This window comes from Microvirga terrae (assembly GCF_013307435.2).
In the GTDB taxonomy this organism is placed as follows: domain Bacteria; phylum Pseudomonadota; class Alphaproteobacteria; order Rhizobiales; family Beijerinckiaceae; genus Microvirga; species Microvirga terrae.
Genome location: NZ_CP102845.1, coordinates 4016823 through 4036399, shown reverse-complemented (window position 1 = coordinate 4036399; position 19577 = coordinate 4016823). Strand labels below are relative to the sequence as shown.

20 protein-coding genes are annotated in these 19577 nt (G+C 68.3%); 5 read left to right on the top strand and 15 right to left on the bottom strand.

Features of this window, described 5'->3' with window-relative positions; all coding sequences use genetic code 11:
* Positions 1 to 5: 5 nt before the first annotated feature.
* The 8 genes from HPT29_RS18965 to ygfZ all read right to left on the bottom strand — a co-directional run bounded on the left by HPT29_RS18965 (position 6) and on the right by ygfZ (position 9086).
* Positions 6 to 2696: a DUF2339 domain-containing protein gene (locus HPT29_RS18965; RefSeq protein ID WP_259060760.1), complete on the bottom strand. Its 2691-nt coding sequence runs from the start codon at positions 2694 to 2696 to the stop codon at positions 6 to 8.
* 167 nt (positions 2697 to 2863) lie between these two features.
* Positions 2864 to 3382 (bottom strand): tyrosine phosphatase family protein, encoded by a 519-nt coding sequence (locus HPT29_RS18960; protein ID WP_173946723.1) that lies wholly within the window; start codon positions 3380 to 3382, stop codon positions 2864 to 2866.
* Positions 3383 to 3618: 236 nt separating this feature from the next.
* Positions 3619 to 4212, bottom strand: a complete 594-nt coding sequence (locus tag HPT29_RS18955) for a YfbR-like 5'-deoxynucleotidase (protein WP_173946722.1) — start codon at positions 4210 to 4212, stop codon at positions 3619 to 3621.
* Positions 4212 to 4820: a DNA-3-methyladenine glycosylase I gene (locus HPT29_RS18950; protein ID WP_173946721.1), complete on the bottom strand. Its 609-nt coding sequence runs from the start codon at positions 4818 to 4820 to the stop codon at positions 4212 to 4214. Before HPT29_RS18950 ends, HPT29_RS18955 begins: the two co-directional genes overlap by 1 nt.
* A gap of 129 nt (positions 4821 to 4949) precedes the next feature.
* Positions 4950 to 5420 (bottom strand): aminoglycoside 6'-N-acetyltransferase, encoded by a 471-nt coding sequence (gene aac(6') / locus HPT29_RS18945; RefSeq protein WP_259060173.1) that lies wholly within the window; start codon positions 5418 to 5420, stop codon positions 4950 to 4952.
* On the bottom strand, positions 5413 to 6060 hold the full coding sequence (locus HPT29_RS18940; protein WP_173946719.1) for an FMN-binding negative transcriptional regulator: 648 nt from the start codon (positions 6058 to 6060) through the stop codon (positions 5413 to 5415). The genes aac(6') and HPT29_RS18940 overlap by 8 nt, the downstream gene beginning before the upstream one ends.
* Before the next feature lie 97 nt (positions 6061 to 6157).
* Complete coding sequence (locus HPT29_RS18935) at positions 6158 to 8101, bottom strand: hybrid sensor histidine kinase/response regulator (protein ID WP_259060172.1); 1944 nt, start codon at positions 8099 to 8101, stop codon at positions 6158 to 6160.
* A gap of 106 nt (positions 8102 to 8207) precedes the next feature.
* Positions 8208 to 9086 carry a CAF17-like 4Fe-4S cluster assembly/insertion protein YgfZ gene (gene ygfZ / locus HPT29_RS18930; protein ID WP_173946143.1) on the bottom strand — a complete coding sequence of 293 codons (879 nt, stop codon included), beginning with the start codon at positions 9084 to 9086 and terminating at the stop codon, positions 8208 to 8210.
* Positions 9087 to 9158: 72 nt separating this feature from the next.
* On the opposite strand from ygfZ, the gene HPT29_RS18925 reads away from it, so the two are divergent.
* Positions 9159 to 10493 (top strand): dihydroorotase, encoded by a 1335-nt coding sequence (locus HPT29_RS18925; protein ID WP_173946142.1) that lies wholly within the window; start codon positions 9159 to 9161, stop codon positions 10491 to 10493.
* A 424-nt stretch (positions 10494 to 10917) separates the two neighbouring features.
* Here HPT29_RS18925 and HPT29_RS18920 read toward each other — a convergent pair whose 3' ends face one another.
* From HPT29_RS18920 to HPT29_RS18905, 4 genes are all read right to left on the bottom strand, one after another.
* The gene (locus HPT29_RS18920; RefSeq protein WP_051455320.1) at positions 10918 to 11181 is read right to left on the bottom strand and encodes a hypothetical protein; all 264 of its coding nucleotides are present in this window, start codon (positions 11179 to 11181) and stop codon (positions 10918 to 10920) included.
* Between the two features lie 302 nt (positions 11182 to 11483).
* Positions 11484 to 12083, bottom strand: a complete 600-nt coding sequence (locus HPT29_RS18915; protein WP_247654598.1) for a TIGR02301 family protein — start codon at positions 12081 to 12083, stop codon at positions 11484 to 11486.
* Positions 12080 to 12529, bottom strand: a complete 450-nt coding sequence (locus HPT29_RS18910) for an NUDIX hydrolase (protein ID WP_173946141.1) — start codon at positions 12527 to 12529, stop codon at positions 12080 to 12082. Before HPT29_RS18910 ends, HPT29_RS18915 begins: the two co-directional genes overlap by 4 nt.
* Positions 12526 to 13653 carry a citrate/2-methylcitrate synthase gene (locus HPT29_RS18905; RefSeq protein WP_173946140.1) on the bottom strand — a complete coding sequence of 376 codons (1128 nt, stop codon included), beginning with the start codon at positions 13651 to 13653 and terminating at the stop codon, positions 12526 to 12528. The genes HPT29_RS18910 and HPT29_RS18905 overlap by 4 nt, the downstream gene beginning before the upstream one ends.
* Positions 13654 to 13728: 75 nt before the next feature.
* Between HPT29_RS18905 and HPT29_RS18900 the strand changes: the two genes are divergently transcribed.
* Positions 13729 to 14799 carry a citrate synthase gene (locus tag HPT29_RS18900; protein WP_173946139.1) on the top strand — a complete coding sequence of 357 codons (1071 nt, stop codon included), beginning with the start codon at positions 13729 to 13731 and terminating at the stop codon, positions 14797 to 14799.
* Between the two features lie 7 nt (positions 14800 to 14806).
* Here HPT29_RS18900 and HPT29_RS18895 read toward each other — a convergent pair whose 3' ends face one another.
* The 3 genes from HPT29_RS18895 to pdxH form a co-directional block, all read right to left on the bottom strand.
* The gene (locus HPT29_RS18895) at positions 14807 to 15208 is read right to left on the bottom strand and encodes a hypothetical protein (protein ID WP_173946138.1); all 402 of its coding nucleotides are present in this window, start codon (positions 15206 to 15208) and stop codon (positions 14807 to 14809) included.
* A 156-nt stretch (positions 15209 to 15364) separates the two neighbouring features.
* A complete protein-coding gene (locus HPT29_RS18890) occupies positions 15365 to 16087 on the bottom strand; it encodes an SDR family NAD(P)-dependent oxidoreductase (RefSeq protein WP_432807307.1) in 723 nt (240 codons plus the stop codon).
* Positions 16088 to 16189: 102 nt separating this feature from the next.
* Positions 16190 to 16798: a pyridoxamine 5'-phosphate oxidase gene (pdxH, locus tag HPT29_RS18885; protein WP_173946136.1), complete on the bottom strand. Its 609-nt coding sequence runs from the start codon at positions 16796 to 16798 to the stop codon at positions 16190 to 16192.
* Positions 16799 to 16843: 45 nt separating this feature from the next.
* Here pdxH and HPT29_RS18880 point away from each other — a divergent pair, with 45 nt between their 5' ends.
* From HPT29_RS18880 to fabI, 3 genes are all read left to right on the top strand, one after another.
* Positions 16844 to 17323, top strand: coding sequence for an RT0821/Lpp0805 family surface protein (locus HPT29_RS18880; protein WP_259060171.1), 480 nt, complete (start codon positions 16844 to 16846; stop codon positions 17321 to 17323).
* 233 nt (positions 17324 to 17556) lie between these two features.
* Positions 17557 to 18504, top strand: a complete 948-nt coding sequence (locus HPT29_RS18875) for a DnaJ C-terminal domain-containing protein (RefSeq protein ID WP_173946135.1) — start codon at positions 17557 to 17559, stop codon at positions 18502 to 18504.
* A 222-nt stretch (positions 18505 to 18726) separates the two neighbouring features.
* A complete protein-coding gene (fabI, locus tag HPT29_RS18870) occupies positions 18727 to 19551 on the top strand; it encodes an enoyl-ACP reductase FabI (RefSeq protein WP_173946134.1) in 825 nt (274 codons plus the stop codon).
* The last annotated feature ends 26 nt before the right edge of the window (positions 19552 to 19577 follow it).

The following is a 19577-nucleotide window of genomic DNA, read 5'->3' as shown; positions in this document are numbered from 1 at the left end:
CGATCTCACGATGGAATTGCGGCATCGCTTGGTCGGCGCGCGAGGAGTCTCTGATAGACGAGACCGATCCCGATGAGAACAAGCCCCAGGCCAATAAATGACAGGGCCCGCATGACTCCCTCCAGGTTGGACAGGTCGATGATGAAGACCTTCAGCACTGCCAGCACCAGGTAGATGGCCGAGACGAGCCGCGCGGGACGGCTGTTGAAGGCGAGGCCCAGGCCGAGCAGGAGGATGCCGATGACGAGGAGCGCCAGCGAGTAGCTCCATTGCTCGCCCTGCGTGAAGCCCTGCCAAAGGGCGAGCTGGGGACCGGCGGCGATCCGCCGGATCGCCAGTCCGACATAGGTCGAGAACAGGACGAGGCTCAGGACCGCCGAGGAGAGGCTGTAGAGGGGCGGCCGGGCGCGCCGCTCCACGAGGGCCAGACCGGCGGCCAGGATGGCCGGCAGGAGATAGGCCGGGATGAGCGCGTTGAAGATCGGCCCTCCCGGGATCTCCTCCTCGGTCAGAAGGGGATTGGCCACGAGAAGGAGCCCGCCCGCGCAGAGAACCAGGGACAGGACCCGGAAGATCAGCGAACCCCAGCGATAGACCGGGTCGGCGTGCCGGACGTCGAGGCGCGTGAGGACGAGTGCGAAGACGAAGCTTTCTGTCGCAACGAGGCCGATCTCCAGAAGGTCGGTGGTCGCGGCCAGGGGATCTCCGGCCCGGAGCGCGTGGCGGATCTCGAAGAAGACCAGGAAGGCCGCGAACGCGATCCCGAGGCTCTCCGTGAGCCGCACGGTCCAGTCGCGGCCCGTTCGCTGGAGCAGGCGGCTCGCCGCCAGGAAGGCCAGGGCCGGAACACCGTAGCCCCAGAGGAGCCAGTTGATCAGGACCGGGCCGGGGTCGCCCCCGACGATGGTCGGGTCCCAGATCAGCCGTCCCAGGATGATCACCCCGATGGCCCCCACCGCGTAGCGCAGGGCCGGAATGGCGATCCTGTCGGCGATCCAGGCCGTGCCGAGGGCCGTCAGGGCGAAGGCCACCGTGAGCATGCCCTTGTCGAGCGCGAAGGTCAGGCCGAGCGCCAGACCCGCGAGCGCCGCCGAGGCCGTGGCGCCGAGGCCGAGGCGCAGGGCAGGCGCGTCCCCGGGGTTGCGGCGGATGAGCCATTGCGATGCCAGCACGAAGGCAAGCGCCAGGCCGCCGGCGACCAGGGCGAAGGACAGGCTCGGCTCGAAGTCGGTCACACGCCAATAGGCGGCGATGAGCGCCAGGAGCGGGCCGGCGGTCGCCGCTCCCGCGTACCAGGCGGCCGTGGCGAGGCGAAGACCGGGCGATCGTGCGAGCCGGACCAGCGAGGCTCCCGCGACGGCCGCCGGAGCCAGAAGGGCGAGCCCGAGAAAGGCCTCGACCGCGTGGGGCCGAACCGCGAAGGCGTCGCCCTCCTGATAGAAGAGGCTTTCCGGCGTCCCGCCGACCTCGGCTGCGATCGGCCAGACCAGGAGGGCGCCCGCGGCGGTCAGGGCCGCCCAGGCGGCCGCCGGCGCGGCGGCCGGGACGCGGATGCCGGTCGCCAGGAGGACGAGCCCGAGCGCGGCGACGAAGACCGGGCGGCCGTCGCCGACGATGACGGATCCCGATATGGCGATGCCGGCCAGGGCGAAGGCCAGGAGGATGCCGCTCGCGGGCCGGTCGATGCGGGCCTCCTGGTCGGGAACGTGCCGATAGGGGACGACCGCCAGGAAGGCGGCCGCGAGGCCGGTCTGGATCACGAGATGCACCATGGCCGGCAGGGCATCCGTCCCGTCCAGGATAAAGATGAGGAACGTCCAGGCGAGCACCCCGATGGGGGCGGCGAGCGCCAGCCAGCGCCAGACGCGCAGGCGCGCGACCCCGTAGGCCGGCAGCACCACGAAGGCGAGGTAGATCACGAGCGCCCAGGGCTGGGGCCTGTCGGAGGACACGAGAAGAGGGCTGCCCATTGCGCCGAGGAGCCCGAGGGCCGCGAGGATCGGACCATGCAGGGTCGCGGCGATCATGGTCAGCACCGCCACGATGCCGAGGGTCACGAAGGTCGCGCCCGGTCCGATCAGACCGTAGAGGGCATAGGCCGCATAGGCCGACGCGAAGGCCGTGCAGGTGCCGGCCGCCGTCAGAATGGCCGGAACGTTGGCGGACGGAAGGCCCGGCAGCCTGAGATCCTGCTCCCGGCGGCGCAGCCATTCGCCCGCGCCGATCAGGAGAAGCGCGAAAAGCCCGCCCAGGGCGATCCGCGTCCCGGGGCTGAGCAGGTTCTGCTCGATGGAATAGCGCACGAGGAAGATGCCGCCGAACGCCAGGGCGACGCCGCCGACCCAGACGGCCCAGCGGGCGCCGAGCTTCTCTTCGAAGTCCCGTGTCTTTGCGGCGGGCTGCGGCGCTGCGGCCGGGATCGCCGGGACCGGGGCGGTTGTCGGAACGGGTTCCGGTGACGGGTCGGGTTCAGGCTCCGGCTCCGCGGGCTGTTCGACGGTCGGTTCCGGAACCGGAGCGTGATCGGCCGACGGAGCGCCTCCGCCCGCCCGTGCCTTGATCAGGCGCAACTCGCCTTCGAGAGCCGCGATGTGCTCTTGGAGAATGATAAGCTTCCTGCGGGCCGAGAGGCCGAGGACCAGCCCGGCGATGGCGCAGGCGGGAATGCTCAGAACCAGCAGAGCGAGCAGGACCATGTCGTCCAAGGGGCAGCCTCCGAGTCATCGGTCAGAGCATCGGATCGGATGCTCCCTTTCTTGGCCGGCGCATCGTTCAGGGTGGACCCGAAGGGCCTCGTCAGCGAAAACCGGATCCACTTTTCCACGCGATGCGCGAGCACGGCGACCGACCCAGGTGGAATCGGCTATCGGCAGCTAAGCTGTAACATGAAGGGTGTGCCCTCCATAGCCTCGGCGCCTCGGCCGATGGACCGGATCGCCTCGACCATGCGGCCCCGACGCCCGAGGAGATCATCGGCCAGGGCGACAAAGCGCGGGTTCGGCGTCGCGCTGGGGGAGGCCCCGCGCAACTCGAGCGCGATCCCGGCTTCGTCCCGCTCGGGCGCCAGCGCGCAGGCCGCGATATAGGCGGCCGCGGTGGAGCGGCTGATTCCGGCCCAGCAATGAAAGACCAGAGGGCTCTCCCGGCCCCAGGCCTGCACGAAGCCGAGAATCCGCTCGATATGCTCGGCGGCCGGCAGGACATAGCCCTCCAGGGGCTCCACGATATCGCTGACCCCGATGAAGAGATGGCGCTCGGCCGCGATGCCGGCGGGACGCTCCACGGCGGCGCCGGCCCCCATGAGGCTCACCACATGGCTCGCGCGGGTCGCCGTCACGGTCTCGGTCAGGCGGGAAAGGGGGCAGACGTGCAGGGTCGGCATGGGGTGGGTTCTCGGAGGTGGCGGGCAGCCTTACACGATTCGGATCACGGCCATGAACTTAACACCGATGTCATTCCCGTTCGGCGGCCGCCGGGGTGGATACCCTCACCGTCATGGCCGGGCTTGTCCCGGCCATCCCGATACGGAACGGTACGGTGCTTCAAGCAATCGGGATCACCGGCACAAGGCCGGTGATGACGCGAGTACGAGCGTTGAAGAATGCGGAAGCTACGGCTTCACCCCGCCAGCGCCATCGTCACCTTCTCGCTGTAACGGTCCTCCGCGTCCGCCACCGGCCAGGGCTCCAGCAGGGCGAGCACGGACCGGGGCAGGGGCTCGGGCCGGCCGAAGAGCTTGAGCGCCTCCTCGCGGGAAAAGCCCGCGAGATGCGTCGCCTCCAGGAAGGCCGCCTGGCGGTCGGCCTGCTTGATGAAGCGCTTGAGCGCCGCGGCCGGTTGGGCGGGCAGGCCGAAATGCAGATGGATCGCCCCGAGCAGCCCGGCCTCGATGGTCTTGTAGGCGTCGCCGATCACCGCCTTGAAGGGCGAGATGATATCGCCGATCACGTATTCCGGCGCGTCGTGGAGCAGCACCGCGAGGCGCCACTCGCGCGACATGTCCGGGTTCGTGTGGCTGGCGATGGCCTCGACGAGCAGGCTGTGCTGCGCGACGGAGAAGATGTGCCCGCCCACCGTCTGCCCGTTCCAGCGGGCCACGCGGGCAAGCCCGTGGGCGATGTCGTCGAGCTCGACGTCGAGGGGCGAGGGGTCGAGCAGGTTGAGGCGGCGGCCGGAGAGCATCCGCTGCCAGACGCGGGGTTCCTTGCCCATCAGAGTGTCCCGGCGAGGTCCGCGCATTCCGCGTGGCGATAGCAGCCGGTGAGATGGTCGTTCGTCATGCCGACCGCCTGCATGAAGGCGTAGACGATGGTGGGGCCGACGAAGTTGAAGCCCTCCTTCTTCAGAGCCTTCGAGATCTTGCGCGAGACCTCGGTCTCCGTCGGCACATCGCGGCGGGTCTTCGCATTGGTCTGGACCGGCCGCCCGTCGACGAAATCCCACAGGAAGCGCGAGAAGCCGCCGCGCTCCTGGATCACCAGCCAGGCGCGGGCGCCGGCGATCGTCGCCTCGATCTTGGCGCGGTTGCGCACGATGCCGGTCTCGAGCATCAGCGCCTCGACCTGCGCCTGGTCGAACCGGGCGATCACCGCCGGATCGAAGCCCGCGAAGGCGCGGCGGAAATTCTCGCGCTTGCGCAGGATCGTGATCCAGGACAGGCCCGCCTGGAAGCCGTCGAGAATGAGCTTCTCGAACAGGGCCCGGTCGTCGCGTTCCGGCACGCCCCATTCCGTGTCGTGATAGGCGACGTAGAAGGGGTCGGTTCCGGGCCACCAGCAGCGGGTCTTGTGATCGGGATGCAGGATCAGTCCGTCGGTCATGGAACGTGTGTAGCGGGGCTGCAGGGAAACGGGAAGACGGGCAGGGGCAATTCATCCCACATGTCATCGCCGGGCTTGTGCCGGTAAAGACGGCGAGGGTGTCGTCCCCGGCCCGCTTTTCAGAACTCCTCAGGAGGAGGACAGCGGCTTGCGGTAGCAGACGATCCGCTCCGTCTCCTCGAATCCCAGGGCTTCGTGCATGCCGTGCGAGGCCGTGTTGGCGAGCAGGGCATCGGAGGCGAACTCGCGGCAGCCGTGCCGCCGCGCCCAAGCCTCAACGGCGCGGCAGAGCAGGCGGGCGAGCCCCCGGTGGCGGTGTTCCGGTTCCACGTAGATGCCTTCGAGGAACGCCACGGGCGAGGTGCTGCAGCCGTTCACGTAGTCATGGCGCAGGGCGGCCTCGGCAAAGCCGGCCGCCGTGCCGTCGGGCAGGCGGACGAGAAAGGCGGCGGCCTTCTTCTGCTCCCAGAGCATGGCCTGCGCGTCGGAGAGATGGTCCTGCACCGGAGCTTCCGGCCAGAGGGCATGGCGCAGGACGGCCCATTCCTCCAGGGAGTGGAGGGCGCAGGGCTCGATCCTCGGGCCGGTGCCGTCATTCACGCGGCCGGGCTCCCCGCGCGTCGACCAGCTCCGCCATCCGGCGCGAGGCATCGTCCGCGGACAGGCGCAGGCCCGCCGACACGCCGATCCGGTCGGCCTCGGAGCGGTTCTGGCTCACCTTCCACTTGCCCTCGATCCGGGTGATCTCGATCTCGATGCCGACGATGCCCTTGAGCTGGGCGGCCACGAAGGGGGCGGGCGCATCGCCGACGCTCCAGGGCTCCGGCCGCGGCCCTTCCTGCAGGTCGGTCATGGCGCCGATCTGCCGCCGCAGCCAGTCCGGATCGTCCCTGATGATGAGCCGGCCGCGGGCCTGCACGATGGCGTAGTTCCAGGTCGGCACCACCTTGCCGTGCTCGCGCTTGGCCGCATACCAGGACGGCGTGATGTAGGTCTCGGGGCCCTGAAAGACCACGAGGGCCTCCTGGTCGGGGTCGAAGGTCCGCCACTGGGGATTGGCGCGGGACAGATGAGCCTTGAGGGTTCCGCGCGCAGAGGCCGAGGCGTCCAGCACGAAGGGAATGGGATTGGCTTCGAGCCCCTCGCTGCCGAACGTCACCAGAAGGCCGAACGGATGGGCCTTGATGAGAGCGTGTTGAACCGCGAGATCGTCCTCGCGGAAATGCGGCGGCTGGTACATGGCATTCCCGATGGAGCAGGCCGGGAATGTTAGCGATTCAGGCCGGACAGGACCAATCAAAAATCCCGATGCTCTCCATCACGCCGGACGATGGGCGTCAGCCGACCGTGCGGAGCGCCCGCAGCTTGTCGGCGAGCTCGGTCCAGCGGTAGGGCTTGCTGATGAACGACACGCCTGCGCCCAGGCCGTCGGAGGGCAGGGCCGACATGGGATACCCCGAAGCGAGCAGGATCTTGAGATCGGGCCGCATCTCGCGGGCCCGTCGCGACAGCTCGACCCCGTTCATCCCGTTGGGCATGATCACGTCGCTGAACAGGACGTCGATGGACGGGTCATCCTCGAGAACCTTGAGCGCCTCGTTGGCGTCGGTCGCCGTCACCACGTCGTAGCCGAGGCTGTCGAAGATGTCGCTCGCGACCTCCAGGACGGCGGGCTCGTCCTCGACGATCAGCACGGTCCCGGCGCTGTCCCGGGCCGGACGCTCCGTCTCGTCGTCCTCCCCTGACGCCTCGTCGCCGCTCTCCTGGGCCGGCAGAAGCATGATGACCTTGGTGCCCTGGCCGGGGGTGCTGTCGATCTTGATCGCGCCGCCCGACTGGGTCACGAAGCCATAGACCTGGCTCAGTCCCAGGCCCGTGCCCTTGCCGATCTCCTTGGTGGTGAAGAAGGGCTCGAACACGCGCTCGACGATGTCCGGCGTCATGCCTGTTCCGGTGTCCTGCACGGCGATCGAGACGTACTGGCCCGGCGGCAGGTTCGACGCTGCCGCTTCCTGCTCGCCGAGGGTGGCGTTTCCCGTCATGATCTTGATGGAGCCGCCCTTCGGCATCGCGTCGCGCGCGTTGACGATGAGGTTGAGCAGCGCGGACTCGAATTGAGGCGCGTCGACCGAGACCCATCGGGTCCGCTGAGGCAGCGAGAGCTGCAGCCGGATCATCTCGCCGCAGGCTCGCCGCAGAACCGACTCGAAGCCCTCGATGAGCGTGTTCGGATTGTGCGCATCGGGCTGCAAGGGCTGGCGGCGGGAGAAGGCGAGCAATTGCTGGGTGAGCTTGGCGCCGCGTTCGGCCGCGCGCTGCGCACTCTCGATCAGCTTGACGTCGCGCGGATCGCGCGCGTTGCGCGTCAGGAGATCGAGGTTGTTGACGATGATCGTCAGAAGGTTGTTGAAGTCATGCGCGACGCCGCCCGTGAGCTGGCCGACAGCCTCCATCTTCTGGGCCTGGAAAAGGGCCAGCTGCGTCGCTTCGAGCGCCTCCTGCGTCGCTCGGCGTTCCGTGATGTCGCGGGTGATCTTGGCATAGCCGATCAGCTCGCCCCGGTCGTTCCGGATTGGATCGATGACGACGTTGGCCCAGAACCGTGTGCCGTCCCGGCGCACCCGCCAGCCTTCCGCCTCGAACTTGCCCTCGCGGGCGGCGGTTTCCAAAGCGCGGCGCGGCAGCTCGGTCGCCCGGTCCTCGTCCGTGTAGAAGCGCGAGAAATGCTCGCCGACGATCTCGCTCTCCGCATAGCCCTTGATGCGCTGGGCGCCTGGATTCCAGTTCGTCACGCGGCCCTGGGGGTCGAGCATGTAGATGGCATAGTCGGTCACGCCCTGGACCAGCAGGCGGAAGCGCTCCTCGCTCTCCTTCAGGGCCTCCTGGGCCAGCTTTCTCTCGGTGAGGTCGCGGGTGATCTTGGCGTAGCCGATCAGCTCCCCGTGCGGGCTGCGGATTGGGTCGATGACCACATGCGCCCAGAACCGGGTGCCGTCCTTGCGCACCCGCCAGCCTTCCGCCTCGAACTTGCCCTCGCGGGCGGCGGTTTCCAAAGCGCGGCGCGGCAGCTCGGTCGCCCTGTCCTCGTCCGTGTAGAAGCGCGAGAAATGCTCGCCGATGATCTCGCTTTCCACATAGCCTTTGAAACGCTGGGCGCCTGGATTCCAGCTGATCACGACACCGGTCGGGTCGAGCATGTAGATGGCGTAATCCGTGACGGCGTCGACGAGGAGTTGAAAGCGACCCTCCGACGACGTCCTATGACCAGGCACTGCATTCATCCAGAAAATTCCCCGACAGGACCGTCCGCGTTTCTTTGGCGCATGATCAGGCCCAGTGGTCTATAACCCCGATGGGTCCCGGTGGTTCCTCGAAACCGGCTAGAACTTAAGGCGCAGGGCCGGCTTCGCCCGGGAAGGGAAAGCGGATCCAGGCCGGTTTCTCGAGCTGCACCGGGATGCCGCCGGCCCGGATGGTTTCGCCCGCTTGCAGCGCGTCGGCCGCCCGGTCGAGGCGGATCATCAGAAGGCCGCGGCCCTCGGCGCCGGTCCCGGTTCGGCCGAGGGCTTTCTCCCCGGCCGTGACCTCGACGCCCACATCCGCCGCGAAGCCGCCTTCGTAGAGGGCCGGCACGATCCTGGTCCGGGCCGTGCCCCGGTGCTGCATGCGCGAGACGACCTCCTGGCCCACATAGCAGCCCTTGTCGAAATCCACCCCCTGGAGCTGGTCCATCAGGGCCTCGTGCGGGAAGGCATCGCCGAACAGGAAGTCGCGGCCGCCCTCGGGGACGCCGAGCGCGATGCGGTGCGCGTGATAGGCCTCCGCCGCATCCCGGCCGAACTCCGCCGCATCCTGGGCCGCCACGATGGCGCGCCAGCCGAGACCCGGCAGGCGCGGGTCGTCGACCACGAGGCCCGCCTCCTCGTCCGGCTTCGGAGCGTCCCAGCCCGCCACGACGGCCAGCGAATCGGACAGGTCCTCGATCGCCACCTTCGCCCGCAGCTTGTAGAACCCGAGCCGCTTGGCGAGATCCGGGGCGTGGACCTTCAGCACGTCGAGGTAATAGGCGCCACCGATCTCCTGCGGGGCCTGGAACACGAGAAAATCGAACAGGATCTTGCCCTGGGGCGTCAGCAGGGCGCCGAGGCGGGCCATGTGCGCCGACACACGGTCCAGATCGCACGTGATGAGGTTGTCGAGAAAACTCTTGGCGTCCTCGCCCGAAACCCTTACCACGCCCCGGTCGGCCAGATGGACTGACGGCATGTGCCCGCTCTCCTTGCTCTTCCAGGCGTGACATATGCCCGTTCCGCAGCGGCCTCAAGGGATGAGATTGCCATGCCCCAGACCTTCGACCTGATCCTCAAAGGCGGCATCGTCGTGAACCACGACGGACGCGTGGAGCGCGACATCGGCGTGCGCGACGGGCGGATCGCCGCCATCGGCGACCTGTCGCAGGCCTCCGCGGCCAGGGAGATCGAATGCAGGGGCCTGCACATCCTGCCCGGCGTGATCGACAGCCAGGTGCATTTCCGCGAGCCCGGCCTCGACCACAAGGAGGATCTCGAATCCGGCTCCCGCGCGGCCGTCATGGGCGGCGTCACGGCGGTGTTCGAGATGCCCAACACGGATCCGCAGACCACGACCCCGGAGGCGCTCGCCGACAAGGTGCGGCGCGGCCATCACCGCATGCATTGCGACTTCGCCTTCTGGGTCGGCGGCACGCACGAGAACGCCGCCGACGTGCCGGAACTCGAGCGCCTGCCGGGCGCCGCCGGCATCAAGGTGTTCATGGGCTCGTCCACCGGGTCGCTTCTCGTCGAGGACGACGAGGGCATCGCCAGCATCCTGCGGCGCACCCGCCGCCGCGCCGCGTTCCATTCCGAGGACGAGGCGATGCTGCGCGAGCGCAAGGGGCTTCGCGTGGAGGGCGACCCGCGCTCGCATCCGGTCTGGCGCTCGGCCGAGGTGGCGCTCGCCTGCACGCGGCGCCTCGTGCGCATCTCGCGCGAGACGGGCGCGCGCATCCACGTGCTGCATATCACGACGGCCGAGGAGATGGCGCTTCTCAAGGACCACAAGGACCTTGTGACCGCGGAGGTCACGCCCCATCACCTGACGCTCGTCGGGCCGGAGGATTACGAGCGCCTCGGCACCTACATCCAGATGAACCCTCCCGTGCGCGACGACTTGCATCGCGCGGCGCTCTGGCAGGGCCTCGACGAGGGCGTCGCGGACGTTCTCGGCTCCGACCACGCGCCGCATACGCGCGAGGAGAAGGACAAGAGCTATCCCAACACGCCGTCCGGCATGACCGGCGTGCAGACCCTCGTGCCGATCATGCTCGACCACGTGAATGCCAGCAGGCTCACGCTCGAGCGCTTCGTCGATCTCACCAGCGCCGGACCCAAGCGCCTCTTCGGCATCGCCAACAAGGGCCGCATCGCGGTGGGCTACGATGCCGATTTCACGATCGTCGATCTCAAGCGCATCGAGACGATCACCAACGCCTGGATCGCCTCCAAGTGCGGCTGGACGCCCTATGACGGCAAGAAGGTGACGGGCTGGCCCGTCGGCACGGTCGTGCGCGGCAATGTGGTGATGTGGGACGGCTCGCTCGAGACGCCCTCGCAGGGCGAGGTGGTGCGGTTCGAGGAGACGATGGGTTCGTGATGCGTCGGGGATGACACTCTTGCCGTTCAAGCCGTCGGCTGCCGGATCCGAACCAGATCGGAGTGAGCTTTTTGACTTCCCGCCAACCCGCTGTTCTTCCTGACACCCTCCACGTCCTGGCCCCCTCCGCACAGCATGGCCGTCTCCGGACTTGATCAGGGGATCAGTCCCGGCCATCCCGGCCAGGAGAGCGCGGCGCTTCACAGTAGCGGGAACACCGGCGCAAGGCCGGTGATGACGTGCAGGGTGATCGTCCGATGTGCGCTACACGCTCTGCGTAGCATCACCGGGACACGCCCGGCCATGACGGGAAAGGTTTCACTCAGACTGAACCACGCCGGATCTCCTTCCGCAGGATGGGATCAGCAGCACGGCGTTCGATGAGCCGATGTCTCTCGGGTGGGATTCTTGAGGGGCCGCGCCCTCAATGCTTCAGCGCACCCACCATGGAGAATGCGCCACTGCGGATCTTGTCGACGAGCGTCGATGCATATTCCGCAACGGCATCTTCGCCATAGGTGGCGACGAGTTCGGTAAAGGCCGCGAAGAGGGCGGCCTGCGCCATGCAGTCGCCGTCGAGCCCGTCGAGCTCGGCCTCGGCGAAGGCCTCGGTCACATAGCTCAGGGCCGCCTGCTTGAGGGCGCTGAGTTCGGGCAGCTCGGTGAGAGGGACGTCGTTGTCGTTCATGATCCAGGCCCCTTCGAGGGGCGGCGCGCGAGTTCGGTTGAGTCGTTTCTAGACGTCGCGCCGGCCCGCCGCCAGCATCACCTTGCAAGGAGGTTAACGCGAGGGGGACATTTCCGAAAAATGTGGATAAGAGGCATCCCTGCAACACCCGTGCCGCATCCTCTGGATCCTTCGTTGTCATCACCGGGCTCGTCCCGGTGATCCCGACCGGACGGCCGCAGAGCCAAGAACAATCCGGATGGCCGGGATACGCCCGGCCATGACACGGGGTGTCGCTACGAGAGACGTGCGGCGCCTTGCTCTCACCCGCCGTAGCGGCCGGTGATGTTGCGGGCGAGCTGTTCGCCCTCGCTCAGGAACCGAACGGACGCCTCCTGGGCCGACGGCGTGCAGACCCGGTAGGTGAGGGCATAGGCCTGGTAGCCCTTGTTGTAGGCCCCGGCCAGGCGTTCGCGGCGGCCCGGCGTGGTGCCTTCCGCCTCGAGCAGGACCTGCATGCGACGGTTCCATTCCGAACCGTCGGGGGCGCTGCAGAGGGGGCGCAGCATGGCAAGGGAGCCCATGATCTCGGCGAGCCGCAGCAATTCCTTCTCGTAGGGGGCGGCCGGCGGCTCGACCGTCGGGGCGGGCTCCGCCTGCTGCTGCGGCGCCGATTGCTGAGTGGCGGCCGGCCTCTGCGATTGCTGCGGCTGGGGACGCCGCTGCTGCTGCGGCTGGGGCTGCGGGCGGAACTGGGGCTGGGATTGCGGCACGGGCCGGTACTGCGGCGGCGGAACGGGCTGGCCCGGCTGCGGCCGCGGCGGCAGGCCGAACAGCCGCTCGAAGAAGCCCTGGGCCGTGGCCGGCTGAGGCACTGCGAGCCACAGGGCCGGAACGACGAGGAGCAGGCCCGCGCGTCTCATGGCGTTGAATCCTGGCGGGCGAGCTGGAAGGCCTGTTCCAGTATTCCGGTGAGCCCTGCCGTCATCGGCAGATCGGCGATGTCCCGTTCCGTGACCCAACGGATTTCCTTTGCTTCCGGACCTGTCTGAGGTTCGCCCGAAACCCAGCGGGCGGCGTGGGCGGCGATGACGACGTGATGCTTTATATGGCCTTTCTCGTCCCTTTCAATGAATTCCACCGGGGCGATCAGACCGATAAGCTTGGCCTCAACCCCGACCTCCTCGCGAAGTTCCCGAAGCGCCGCCTCGCCCAGGGTCTCCCCGGTCTCGACCATGCCGCCGGGCAGGGAGAACAATCCCTCGCTCGGGGGCTTGCCCCGGGCGGCGAGCAGGATGCGCCCGTCCCGGATCACCGCCACGGAGGCGGCGAGGATCGGGCGGGACGGGTAGAGGCGGTCTGAGGTCATGGGGAGAAGATCCGGGCCGAGGAATCGTCCGCCGCCACATAGCGGGCCCGCGGCCGGATGAGGGCCGCCTGGCTGCGCTGCTCGATGGCGTGGGCGAGCCACCCGGCCGTGCGTCCGATGGCGAAGACCGTAAACGCAGCCCCGACCGGCAGTCCATAGGCGCGCTCCATCATGACGAGGGCCATATCGACGCTGGGAGTGCTCCCGCCGGCCGCGATGGCCCTGAGGGTCGTGGCGTCCGAGGCGAGCAGCGGCACGTTCTCCAGGAGAGCCTTCGCGCGGGGATCGCCGTCCGGATAGAGGCGATGCCCGAAGGCCGGCCGGGGTGTCGTCCCGGGATTGTCGAGGAAGGCCCTGACCCGTTCCGTCATTCCCCCGTGATACGGGCCGCTCAGGGTGACGAGACCGGCGATGACCGCGTGGCGCAGGGACGCGCCCGTGGAGGCCGCGACCCGGACCGCGAAGGCCGACGAGCTGAGCTCGTGGTCGGCGCACAGCACGAGGGCGCGCCGGATCGTGTCGGCGGCCTGTGGAGAAGCCCCCCAGGCCCGGGCCAGGTGCGCGTGCAGGGGTTCGGCGCCCGGATCGCCACCGGCGGCAGCCGCCACGAGGCGCAGGATCGCCGCGACCTCCGTGGCCCGGGTCTCCCTGAGGGCCGGCTCGGCCAGAAGGCGGACGGCCTGCGCCACGAAGGCGTGGAGGCCGATGACCGGGCCGCCCAGGGGCATTGGGATCCGGGACGTATGGTGAAAGGCATCGTCATCCAGCGCGCCGATCAGGAGGCGCGCAATGTCCTCGAGGGTGGCGGTCCGGGAGAGCGCGACGGCGTCCTGTCCCCGATAGAACAGGCGTCCGTCGGTGATCTGCGTGATGCCCGTCTCCAGAACCGGCAGCCCCCAGTCGAGCGCGGTCGCTGCCGCGACGGCGGGGCGGCGGAAGCGGACCTTGCGCTCGGCCAGCGTTTCCACGTCCTCGACGGAGTAGAGGCGCTGCCGCGGATCATGCGGCGACGCGAAGGAGCGGATCAGGCCCCGGCTCACATAGGCATAGAGGCTCGCCCGGCTGATGCCGAGGCGGGACGAGGCCTCGCCGGCGGAGGCGAGATCGAGGGAGCGGGTATCCATATGTTGATATGTTGATTCAAGATTGACCCAAGAGCAAGACCGGCGCGAAATTCTCCTGCAGCAAGGAGAAAGCGCATGAGTATCGGACTTGACGACGTGGTGGCGGCCGAGACCGTTCTCAGCCATGTGGATGGCCAGGCGGGCCGTCTGATCATAGGCGGATACGATCTGGAGGAACTGGCCGGTCGCGTGTCCTTCGAGGATGTGGTCGCCATGCTCTGGACCGGACTGGTGCCGGACATCGCCGCCGATCCCCGGGCGCTGCTCGGCCGGGCGCGGGCACGGGCCTGGGGTCATCTGGCGCTGCTGGCTCCCCGGCTGGCCGGTCTCACGCCCATCGAGGGCATGCGGCTGCTCCTGTCGGGCCTGCCCGACGCGGAGGAGGGCCATCCAGCCCTGGCGGTCGGTGCGGCGGGCGTCGCGGCGGCCATGGCCGTGCGGGGTGCGCAGGGCCTTGCGCCGGTGGAGCCGGATGCGTCCGCCCCTCATGCGGCCGACATCCTGCGCATGATGCGCGACGCGCCAGGAGCGCCCGACGAGGCGCAGGCCCTCGACACCTATCTCGTGACGGTGATCGACCACGGGCTCAACGCCTCGACCTTCACGGCCCGGGTGGTGGCCTCGACGCAGGCCGGCATTCTGTCCGCCGTCGTGGCCGGGCTGTGCGCCCTCAAGGGGCCCCTGCATGGCGGGGCACCCGGTCCGGTGCTCGACATGCTCGACGCCATCGGGTCGCTCGAGAACGCGGATGCTTGGCTCGACGATGCCATGGCCCGAGGCGAGCGTCTCATGGGCTTCGGCCACCGGATCTACCGGGTGCGCGACCCGCGGGCGGATGTGCTCAAAGGCGCCGTCGGTCGGCTGAAGGGCCGGCACAACCGCATCGCCTTCGCGGAGGCCGTGGAGGCCGCGGCCCTCAGAGCCCTTGAGCGCCGCAAGCCCGGACGCCGACTCGACACCAACGTGGAGTTCTACACCGCCGTCCTGCTCGACGCCCTCGGGGTCCCGCGCGAAGGGTTCACGCCGCTCTTCGCCGCCGGGCGTACGGCCGGCTGGGTGGCGCACGCCATCGAGCAGAGCCGCACCGGCCGCATCATCCGGCCGCAGTCGCGCTATGTCGGGACCTGGCCCGCCCAGGCGGCGTGAACGGGGCCTACTCCGTAGGCTCTTCCGGGCGCTGCGCCAGGCACGGGTCGAGGACGATGAAGTCGGCATTGGGCCGGCCGTAGCCGCCCGCGACCGTCACCACGTCACCGACCTTCATGTCGTTGGTCTGATACGTGACGCAGAGCACCTTCGGATCGGTCCCGCTGCCGCACAGGCCCAGATAGGCAAGCGTGCCGTCGAAATGCACGAGGGCGAGCGGGCCCGTCACGCTGAAGTCGACCCGGGTCGCGCCTGTCTCCCGATCCTTGGTCAGCTCCCGGACCTCGTGGCATTGCGCGCGGTAGGAGGGCTGCATGTCGGGATCGGCGAAGGGGTTCTTCTCGGGCGCCTCCTGGGCCTGTGCCGGCTGCATCGCGCCGAAGAGCAGCACGGCCATGACGGCTTGCATCGGGCTTCGTGCTGGATGCCGCAGGTGCATGGATCTCCCGTCCAGCGCATCGTGCGGAAAAGTGGATCCGGTTGCCCGCATGAACGATGCGCTCTTCAATGAGGTTGGAGCATCGGAATGGATCCCGAAAGTGGGTCCACTTTTGGGTCCGATGCTCTAGACGTGCTGGCCGCCGTTGATGTGGAGCTCCGCGCCGTTCACGTAGGAGCTCGCCTCCGTGCAGAGGAAATAGATCGCCTTGGCCACCTCGTCGGGCGTTCCCAGGCGCCGCATCGGCAGCTGCTCGACGATCTTCTCCGTCCCGGGCGAAAGAATCGCGGTGTCGATCTCGCCGGGCGAGATGGCGTTGACGCGCACGCCCAGGGGGCCGAAATCGGCCGCCATCTCGCGGGTCAGCGCCGCGAGCGCCGCCTTGGACGTCGCGTAGGCCGCGCCCGCGAACGGATGCACCCGGGAGCCCGCGATGGAGGTCACGTTGACCACCGAGCCCTTGGCCTTGGTGAGTTCGTCCTGCAGGCCGCGGGCCAGCATGATCGAGGCGAAGAAATTGACCTGGAAGACGCGCAGCCAGTCCTCGTAGCGGGTGTCGAGGGTGCCGAGCCGGGATCCGCCTTCGCCCTTGGGGGAAATGCCGGCGTTGTTGACCAGCGCATGCAGGCACCCGCCCTCGGCGGCGAGCCGCTCCTTGACCTCCGCGATGGCCCGGCGGGTGTCCTGGGCGTCGGCCAGGTCGACCTGGAGGTGGTCCTCCGGCCCCATCTCCCACGGGCAGTTTTCCGGAAAGCCGTGCCGCGAGCAGGTGATGACCCGCCACCCGGCCGCGGAGAAGCGCTTGACGGTGGCATGCCCGATGCCGCGGCTGGCGCCGGTGAGCAGCATGATGCGGCGGGAATTGCTGGGGGAGGACATCTGGGTTTCTCGCGTGGGAGGGCCTGGACCCTTATCCCGGTTCAGGATCGGGGTCCATGCCGCTCGATGAGATCAGGGATACAGGCGCACCTTGCGCCACCCGTCGCCGTGGCGGGTGAAGACGACCCGGTCGTGGAGCCGGAACGGCTTGTCCTGCCAGAACTCGATCGACACCGGCGCGATGCGGAAGCCTGTCCAGTGGGGCGGGCGGGGCACCTCGCCGATGGCGTATTTGGCCGTGTTGAGCGCCACCGCCTTCTCGAGGGCGAAGCGGCTCTCCAGCGGGCGCGACTGCTGGCTCGCCCAGGCGCCGATGCGACTGTCGCGCGGGCGGCTCTGGAAATACGCGTCGGCCTCCTCGTCGCTCACCAGGGTCACCGGGCCGCGGGCCCGCACTTGGCGGCGCAGGCTCTTCCAGTGCAAGACGAGCGCCGCCTTCCTCTGGCCCAGGAGCTCCTGACCCTTGTTCGATTCCGTGTTGGTGTAGAACACGAAGCCGTCGGCGTCGAAGCTCTTGAGGAGCACCATGCGAACATTCGGCAGCCCGGTCTCGTCGACGGTCGCCAGCGCCATGGCGTTGGGATCGTTCGGCTCCGAAGCCTCGGCTTCCGCCATCCAGGCCTTGAAGAGCGCGAAGGGCTCTTCGGATTCAGTGAAGTCACCGGTTATTAACGGGTTCAATGCTTATCTCGTTCTGTGACTTTAGGTTCTGGGGGGACCCGACGCGTGACGCGGATCAATGCGCGCCGTTATAGATCAGATGCTGTCCGGAGCGAAGCCATCAAGCTGCTGGCCGTGGGCCTGATCGCCCTGTCCACGGGCGCATGCAGCTTCTCCTTCGGTCTGTCCGCCCTGGACGACGAGGGGCCCAAATCCACCGGCGCCCTCGCGGCCAAGGCGGTCACTCCCCTGTCGGCCGATCTCGACGAGGAGGATTGGCGCCGGGCCAAGGCGGCCCTGGCGGTCGCTCTCGATCCGCAGGGGCCGGGCACGCTGGTGTCCTGGGACAACCCCGCCACCAGCATGAAGGGCAATTTCACCCCGATGGGCGCGCCCTTCGTGAAGAACGACGAGATCTGCCGCACCTTCTCGGCCCATCTGAGCGGTCCGTCCTCCGCCTCCCTGAACGGAACGGCCTGCCGGCCTTCGGGCGGCGAATGGGCGATCAAGGACGTCAAGCCGATCAAGGCCCAGGCCAAGGTCTGACCTTGGCAAGGTAAAGCTGTCAGCGGCCGAGGCGTTGCAAACGGGCAACACTTCGCCCATATGACCGTCAAACCCGTTGAGCTCCAGCGCATCGCACGGAAAAGTGGATCCGGTTTTCCGCCCCGAACGATGCGCGGGCTCAGAGGATGAGCATCGGAATGGATCCCAAAAGTGCCAGTCCACTTTTGGGTCCGATGCTCTAGGCTCCCCATCCGACGGTTCATGGATTCACGATGCGAAACCCCTACGACGTTCTAGGCGTATCCCGCTCCGCGAGCGAAGCGGAGATCAAGAAGGCGTTCCGCAAGCTCGCCAAGACCTACCATCCCGACAGCAACAAGGACGATCCTAAGGCGAAGGACAAGTTCGCCGAGGCGAACTCGGCCTACGAAATCCTTGGCGACGCCCAGAAGCGTGCCCAGTTCGACCGGGGCGAGATCGACGCGGAGGGCAAGCCGCGCTTCCAGGGCTTCGAGGGCTTCGGCGGCGGGCGCGGCGGGGCGCGGTCGGAAGATTTTTCCGGGTTCAGCGGCTTTTCCGGGTTCGGCGGCGGCTCGCGCCGGTCGAGCCGGAGCACCTTCGGGGCTGATCTCGGGGACGACGTCTTCTCCCAGTTCTTCGCCGATGCCTTCCGTTCAGGCGGCGAGGGCACCCGGCAGGGCCGCGCCCGGTCGCAAAAGGGCGAGGATGTCTCCGCCACCCTGACCGTGACCCTGGAGGAGGTCGCCCAGGAGGCCAAGAAGCGCATCCGGCTCTCCACCGGGCGCGACGTGGACGTGGTGATCCCGAAGGGCGTCAGCGACGGCCAGGTGATCCGCCTGCGCGGCCTCGGCCAGGGCGCGCCCGGCATCGATCCCGGCGATGCGCTGCTCACCATCGCGTTCGCGCCCCATGAGCGCTTCACCCCGGACGGGTCCGATCTGCGCCTGCGCCTGCCGGTCGAGATCGAGGAGGCGGTCCTCGGCGGTCCCGTGCGGGTGCCGACCCTGACCGGATCGGTGGAGATGAAGATCCCGCCCATGACGAATTCGGGCCGCACCTTCCGCCTGCGCGGCAAGGGCCTGCCCACCAAGACCGGGCACGGCGACCTGCTCGTGACGACGGAGATCAGGCTGCCCGAGGTGGTGGACGAGGACCTGATGGATTACGCCCGCAAGCGACGCTCGGAGAAGGCCAAGTAGGGGCTGACGTCACCCTGTTGCGTCATGGCCGGGCTTGTTCCGGCCATCCCGATCCCGTGAGGCTCCGGCACAAGCCCGGTGATGACGCGGTGTGGAGGCCCGAGGGACAGCACAAGCCGACCGGATCGTCTCAACCCGCATCAAGAGGTCTTCCCCCCTGACGCCGCGTCGGCTAAAGAGGCCGTTCTTTCTTGACCTGTCCAGCGACGATCTAGGTGAATCATGGCGGAGACAAAGGCCACCGGCATCCTGGCCGGTAAGCGTGGCTTGGTGATGGGCGTGGCGAACAACCGTTCGATCGCGTGGGGCATTGCCCAGGCTGCCCACCAGCACGGAGCGGAACTCGCCTTCACCTATCAGGGCGATGCCCTGAAGAAGCGTGTCGAGCCTCTGGCGCGGGAGCTCGACGCCCATGTGGTCGGCCATTGCGACGTGACGGACGGCGCCACGATCGACGCGGTGTTCGAGGAGGTGAAGCGCCTCTGGGGCTCCATCGACTTCGTCATCCACTGCATCGCCTTCTCGGACAAGGACGAGCTCACCGGCCGCTACGTGGAGACCTCCGAGGGCAATTTCACCAAGTCGCTCCTGATCTCCTGCTATTCCTTCACGGCCATCGCCCAGCGGGCCGAGAAGCTGATGAACGACGGCGGCTCGCTCCTGACGCTCACCTATTACGGCGCCGAGAAGTGGATGCCGCACTACAACGTCATGGGCGTGGCGAAGGCCGCTCTCGAGGCGTCGGTGCGCTATCTGGCGGCCGATCTCGGTCCGAAGAACATCCGCGTCAACGCCATCTCGGCCGGTCCGATCAAGACCCTCGCGGCCTCCGGCATCGGCGACTTCCGCTACATTCTCAAGTGGAACGAGTACAACTCGCCGCTGCGCCGCACGGTCACCATCGAGGAGGTCGGCGAGACCGCCGCCTATCTCGTATCCGACATGTCGCGCGGCATGACCGGCGAGATCCTCCATGTCGACGCCGGCTACCACGTGGTCGGCATGAAGAATCCTGAAGCGCCGGACTTGTCCCTCGACAAGGACTAACCTCGGCCTGCCGCGTCACCCCAGCG

Excerpts from the sequence above, each read along its gene's own strand:
- HPT29_RS18965 (WP_259060760.1), bottom strand. The coding sequence starts at position 2,696 with ATGGTCCTGCTCGCTCTGCTGGTTCTGAGCATTCCCGCCTGCGCCATC.
- HPT29_RS18960 (WP_173946723.1), bottom strand. The coding sequence starts at position 3,382 with ATGCCGACCCTGCACGTCTGCCCCCTTTCCCGCCTGACCGAGACCGTG.
- HPT29_RS18955 (WP_173946722.1), bottom strand. The coding sequence starts at position 4,212 with ATGGGCAAGGAACCCCGCGTCTGGCAGCGGATGCTCTCCGGCCGCCGC.
- HPT29_RS18950 (WP_173946721.1), bottom strand. The coding sequence starts at position 4,820 with ATGACCGACGGACTGATCCTGCATCCCGATCACAAGACCCGCTGCTGG.
- HPT29_RS18940 (WP_173946719.1), bottom strand. The coding sequence starts at position 6,060 with ATGTACCAGCCGCCGCATTTCCGCGAGGACGATCTCGCGGTTCAACAC.
- HPT29_RS18935 (WP_259060172.1), bottom strand. The coding sequence starts at position 8,101 with ATGAATGCAGTGCCTGGTCATAGGACGTCGTCGGAGGGTCGCTTTCAA.
- ygfZ (WP_173946143.1), bottom strand. The coding sequence starts at position 9,086 with ATGCCGTCAGTCCATCTGGCCGACCGGGGCGTGGTAAGGGTTTCGGGC.
- HPT29_RS18925 (WP_173946142.1), top strand. The coding sequence starts at position 9,159 with ATGCCCCAGACCTTCGACCTGATCCTCAAAGGCGGCATCGTCGTGAAC.
- HPT29_RS18920 (WP_051455320.1), bottom strand. The coding sequence starts at position 11,181 with ATGAACGACAACGACGTCCCTCTCACCGAGCTGCCCGAACTCAGCGCC.
- HPT29_RS18915 (WP_247654598.1), bottom strand. The coding sequence starts at position 12,083 with ATGAGACGCGCGGGCCTGCTCCTCGTCGTTCCGGCCCTGTGGCTCGCA.
- HPT29_RS18910 (WP_173946141.1), bottom strand. The coding sequence starts at position 12,529 with ATGACCTCAGACCGCCTCTACCCGTCCCGCCCGATCCTCGCCGCCTCC.
- HPT29_RS18905 (WP_173946140.1), bottom strand. The coding sequence starts at position 13,653 with ATGGATACCCGCTCCCTCGATCTCGCCTCCGCCGGCGAGGCCTCGTCC.
- HPT29_RS18900 (WP_173946139.1), top strand. The coding sequence starts at position 13,729 with ATGAGTATCGGACTTGACGACGTGGTGGCGGCCGAGACCGTTCTCAGC.
- HPT29_RS18895 (WP_173946138.1), bottom strand. The coding sequence starts at position 15,208 with ATGCAAGCCGTCATGGCCGTGCTGCTCTTCGGCGCGATGCAGCCGGCA.
- HPT29_RS18890 (WP_432807307.1), bottom strand. The coding sequence starts at position 16,087 with ATGCTGCTCACCGGCGCCAGCCGCGGCATCGGGCATGCCACCGTCAAG.
- HPT29_RS18875 (WP_173946135.1), top strand. The coding sequence starts at position 17,557 with ATGCGAAACCCCTACGACGTTCTAGGCGTATCCCGCTCCGCGAGCGAA.
- fabI (WP_173946134.1), top strand. The coding sequence starts at position 18,727 with ATGGCGGAGACAAAGGCCACCGGCATCCTGGCCGGTAAGCGTGGCTTG.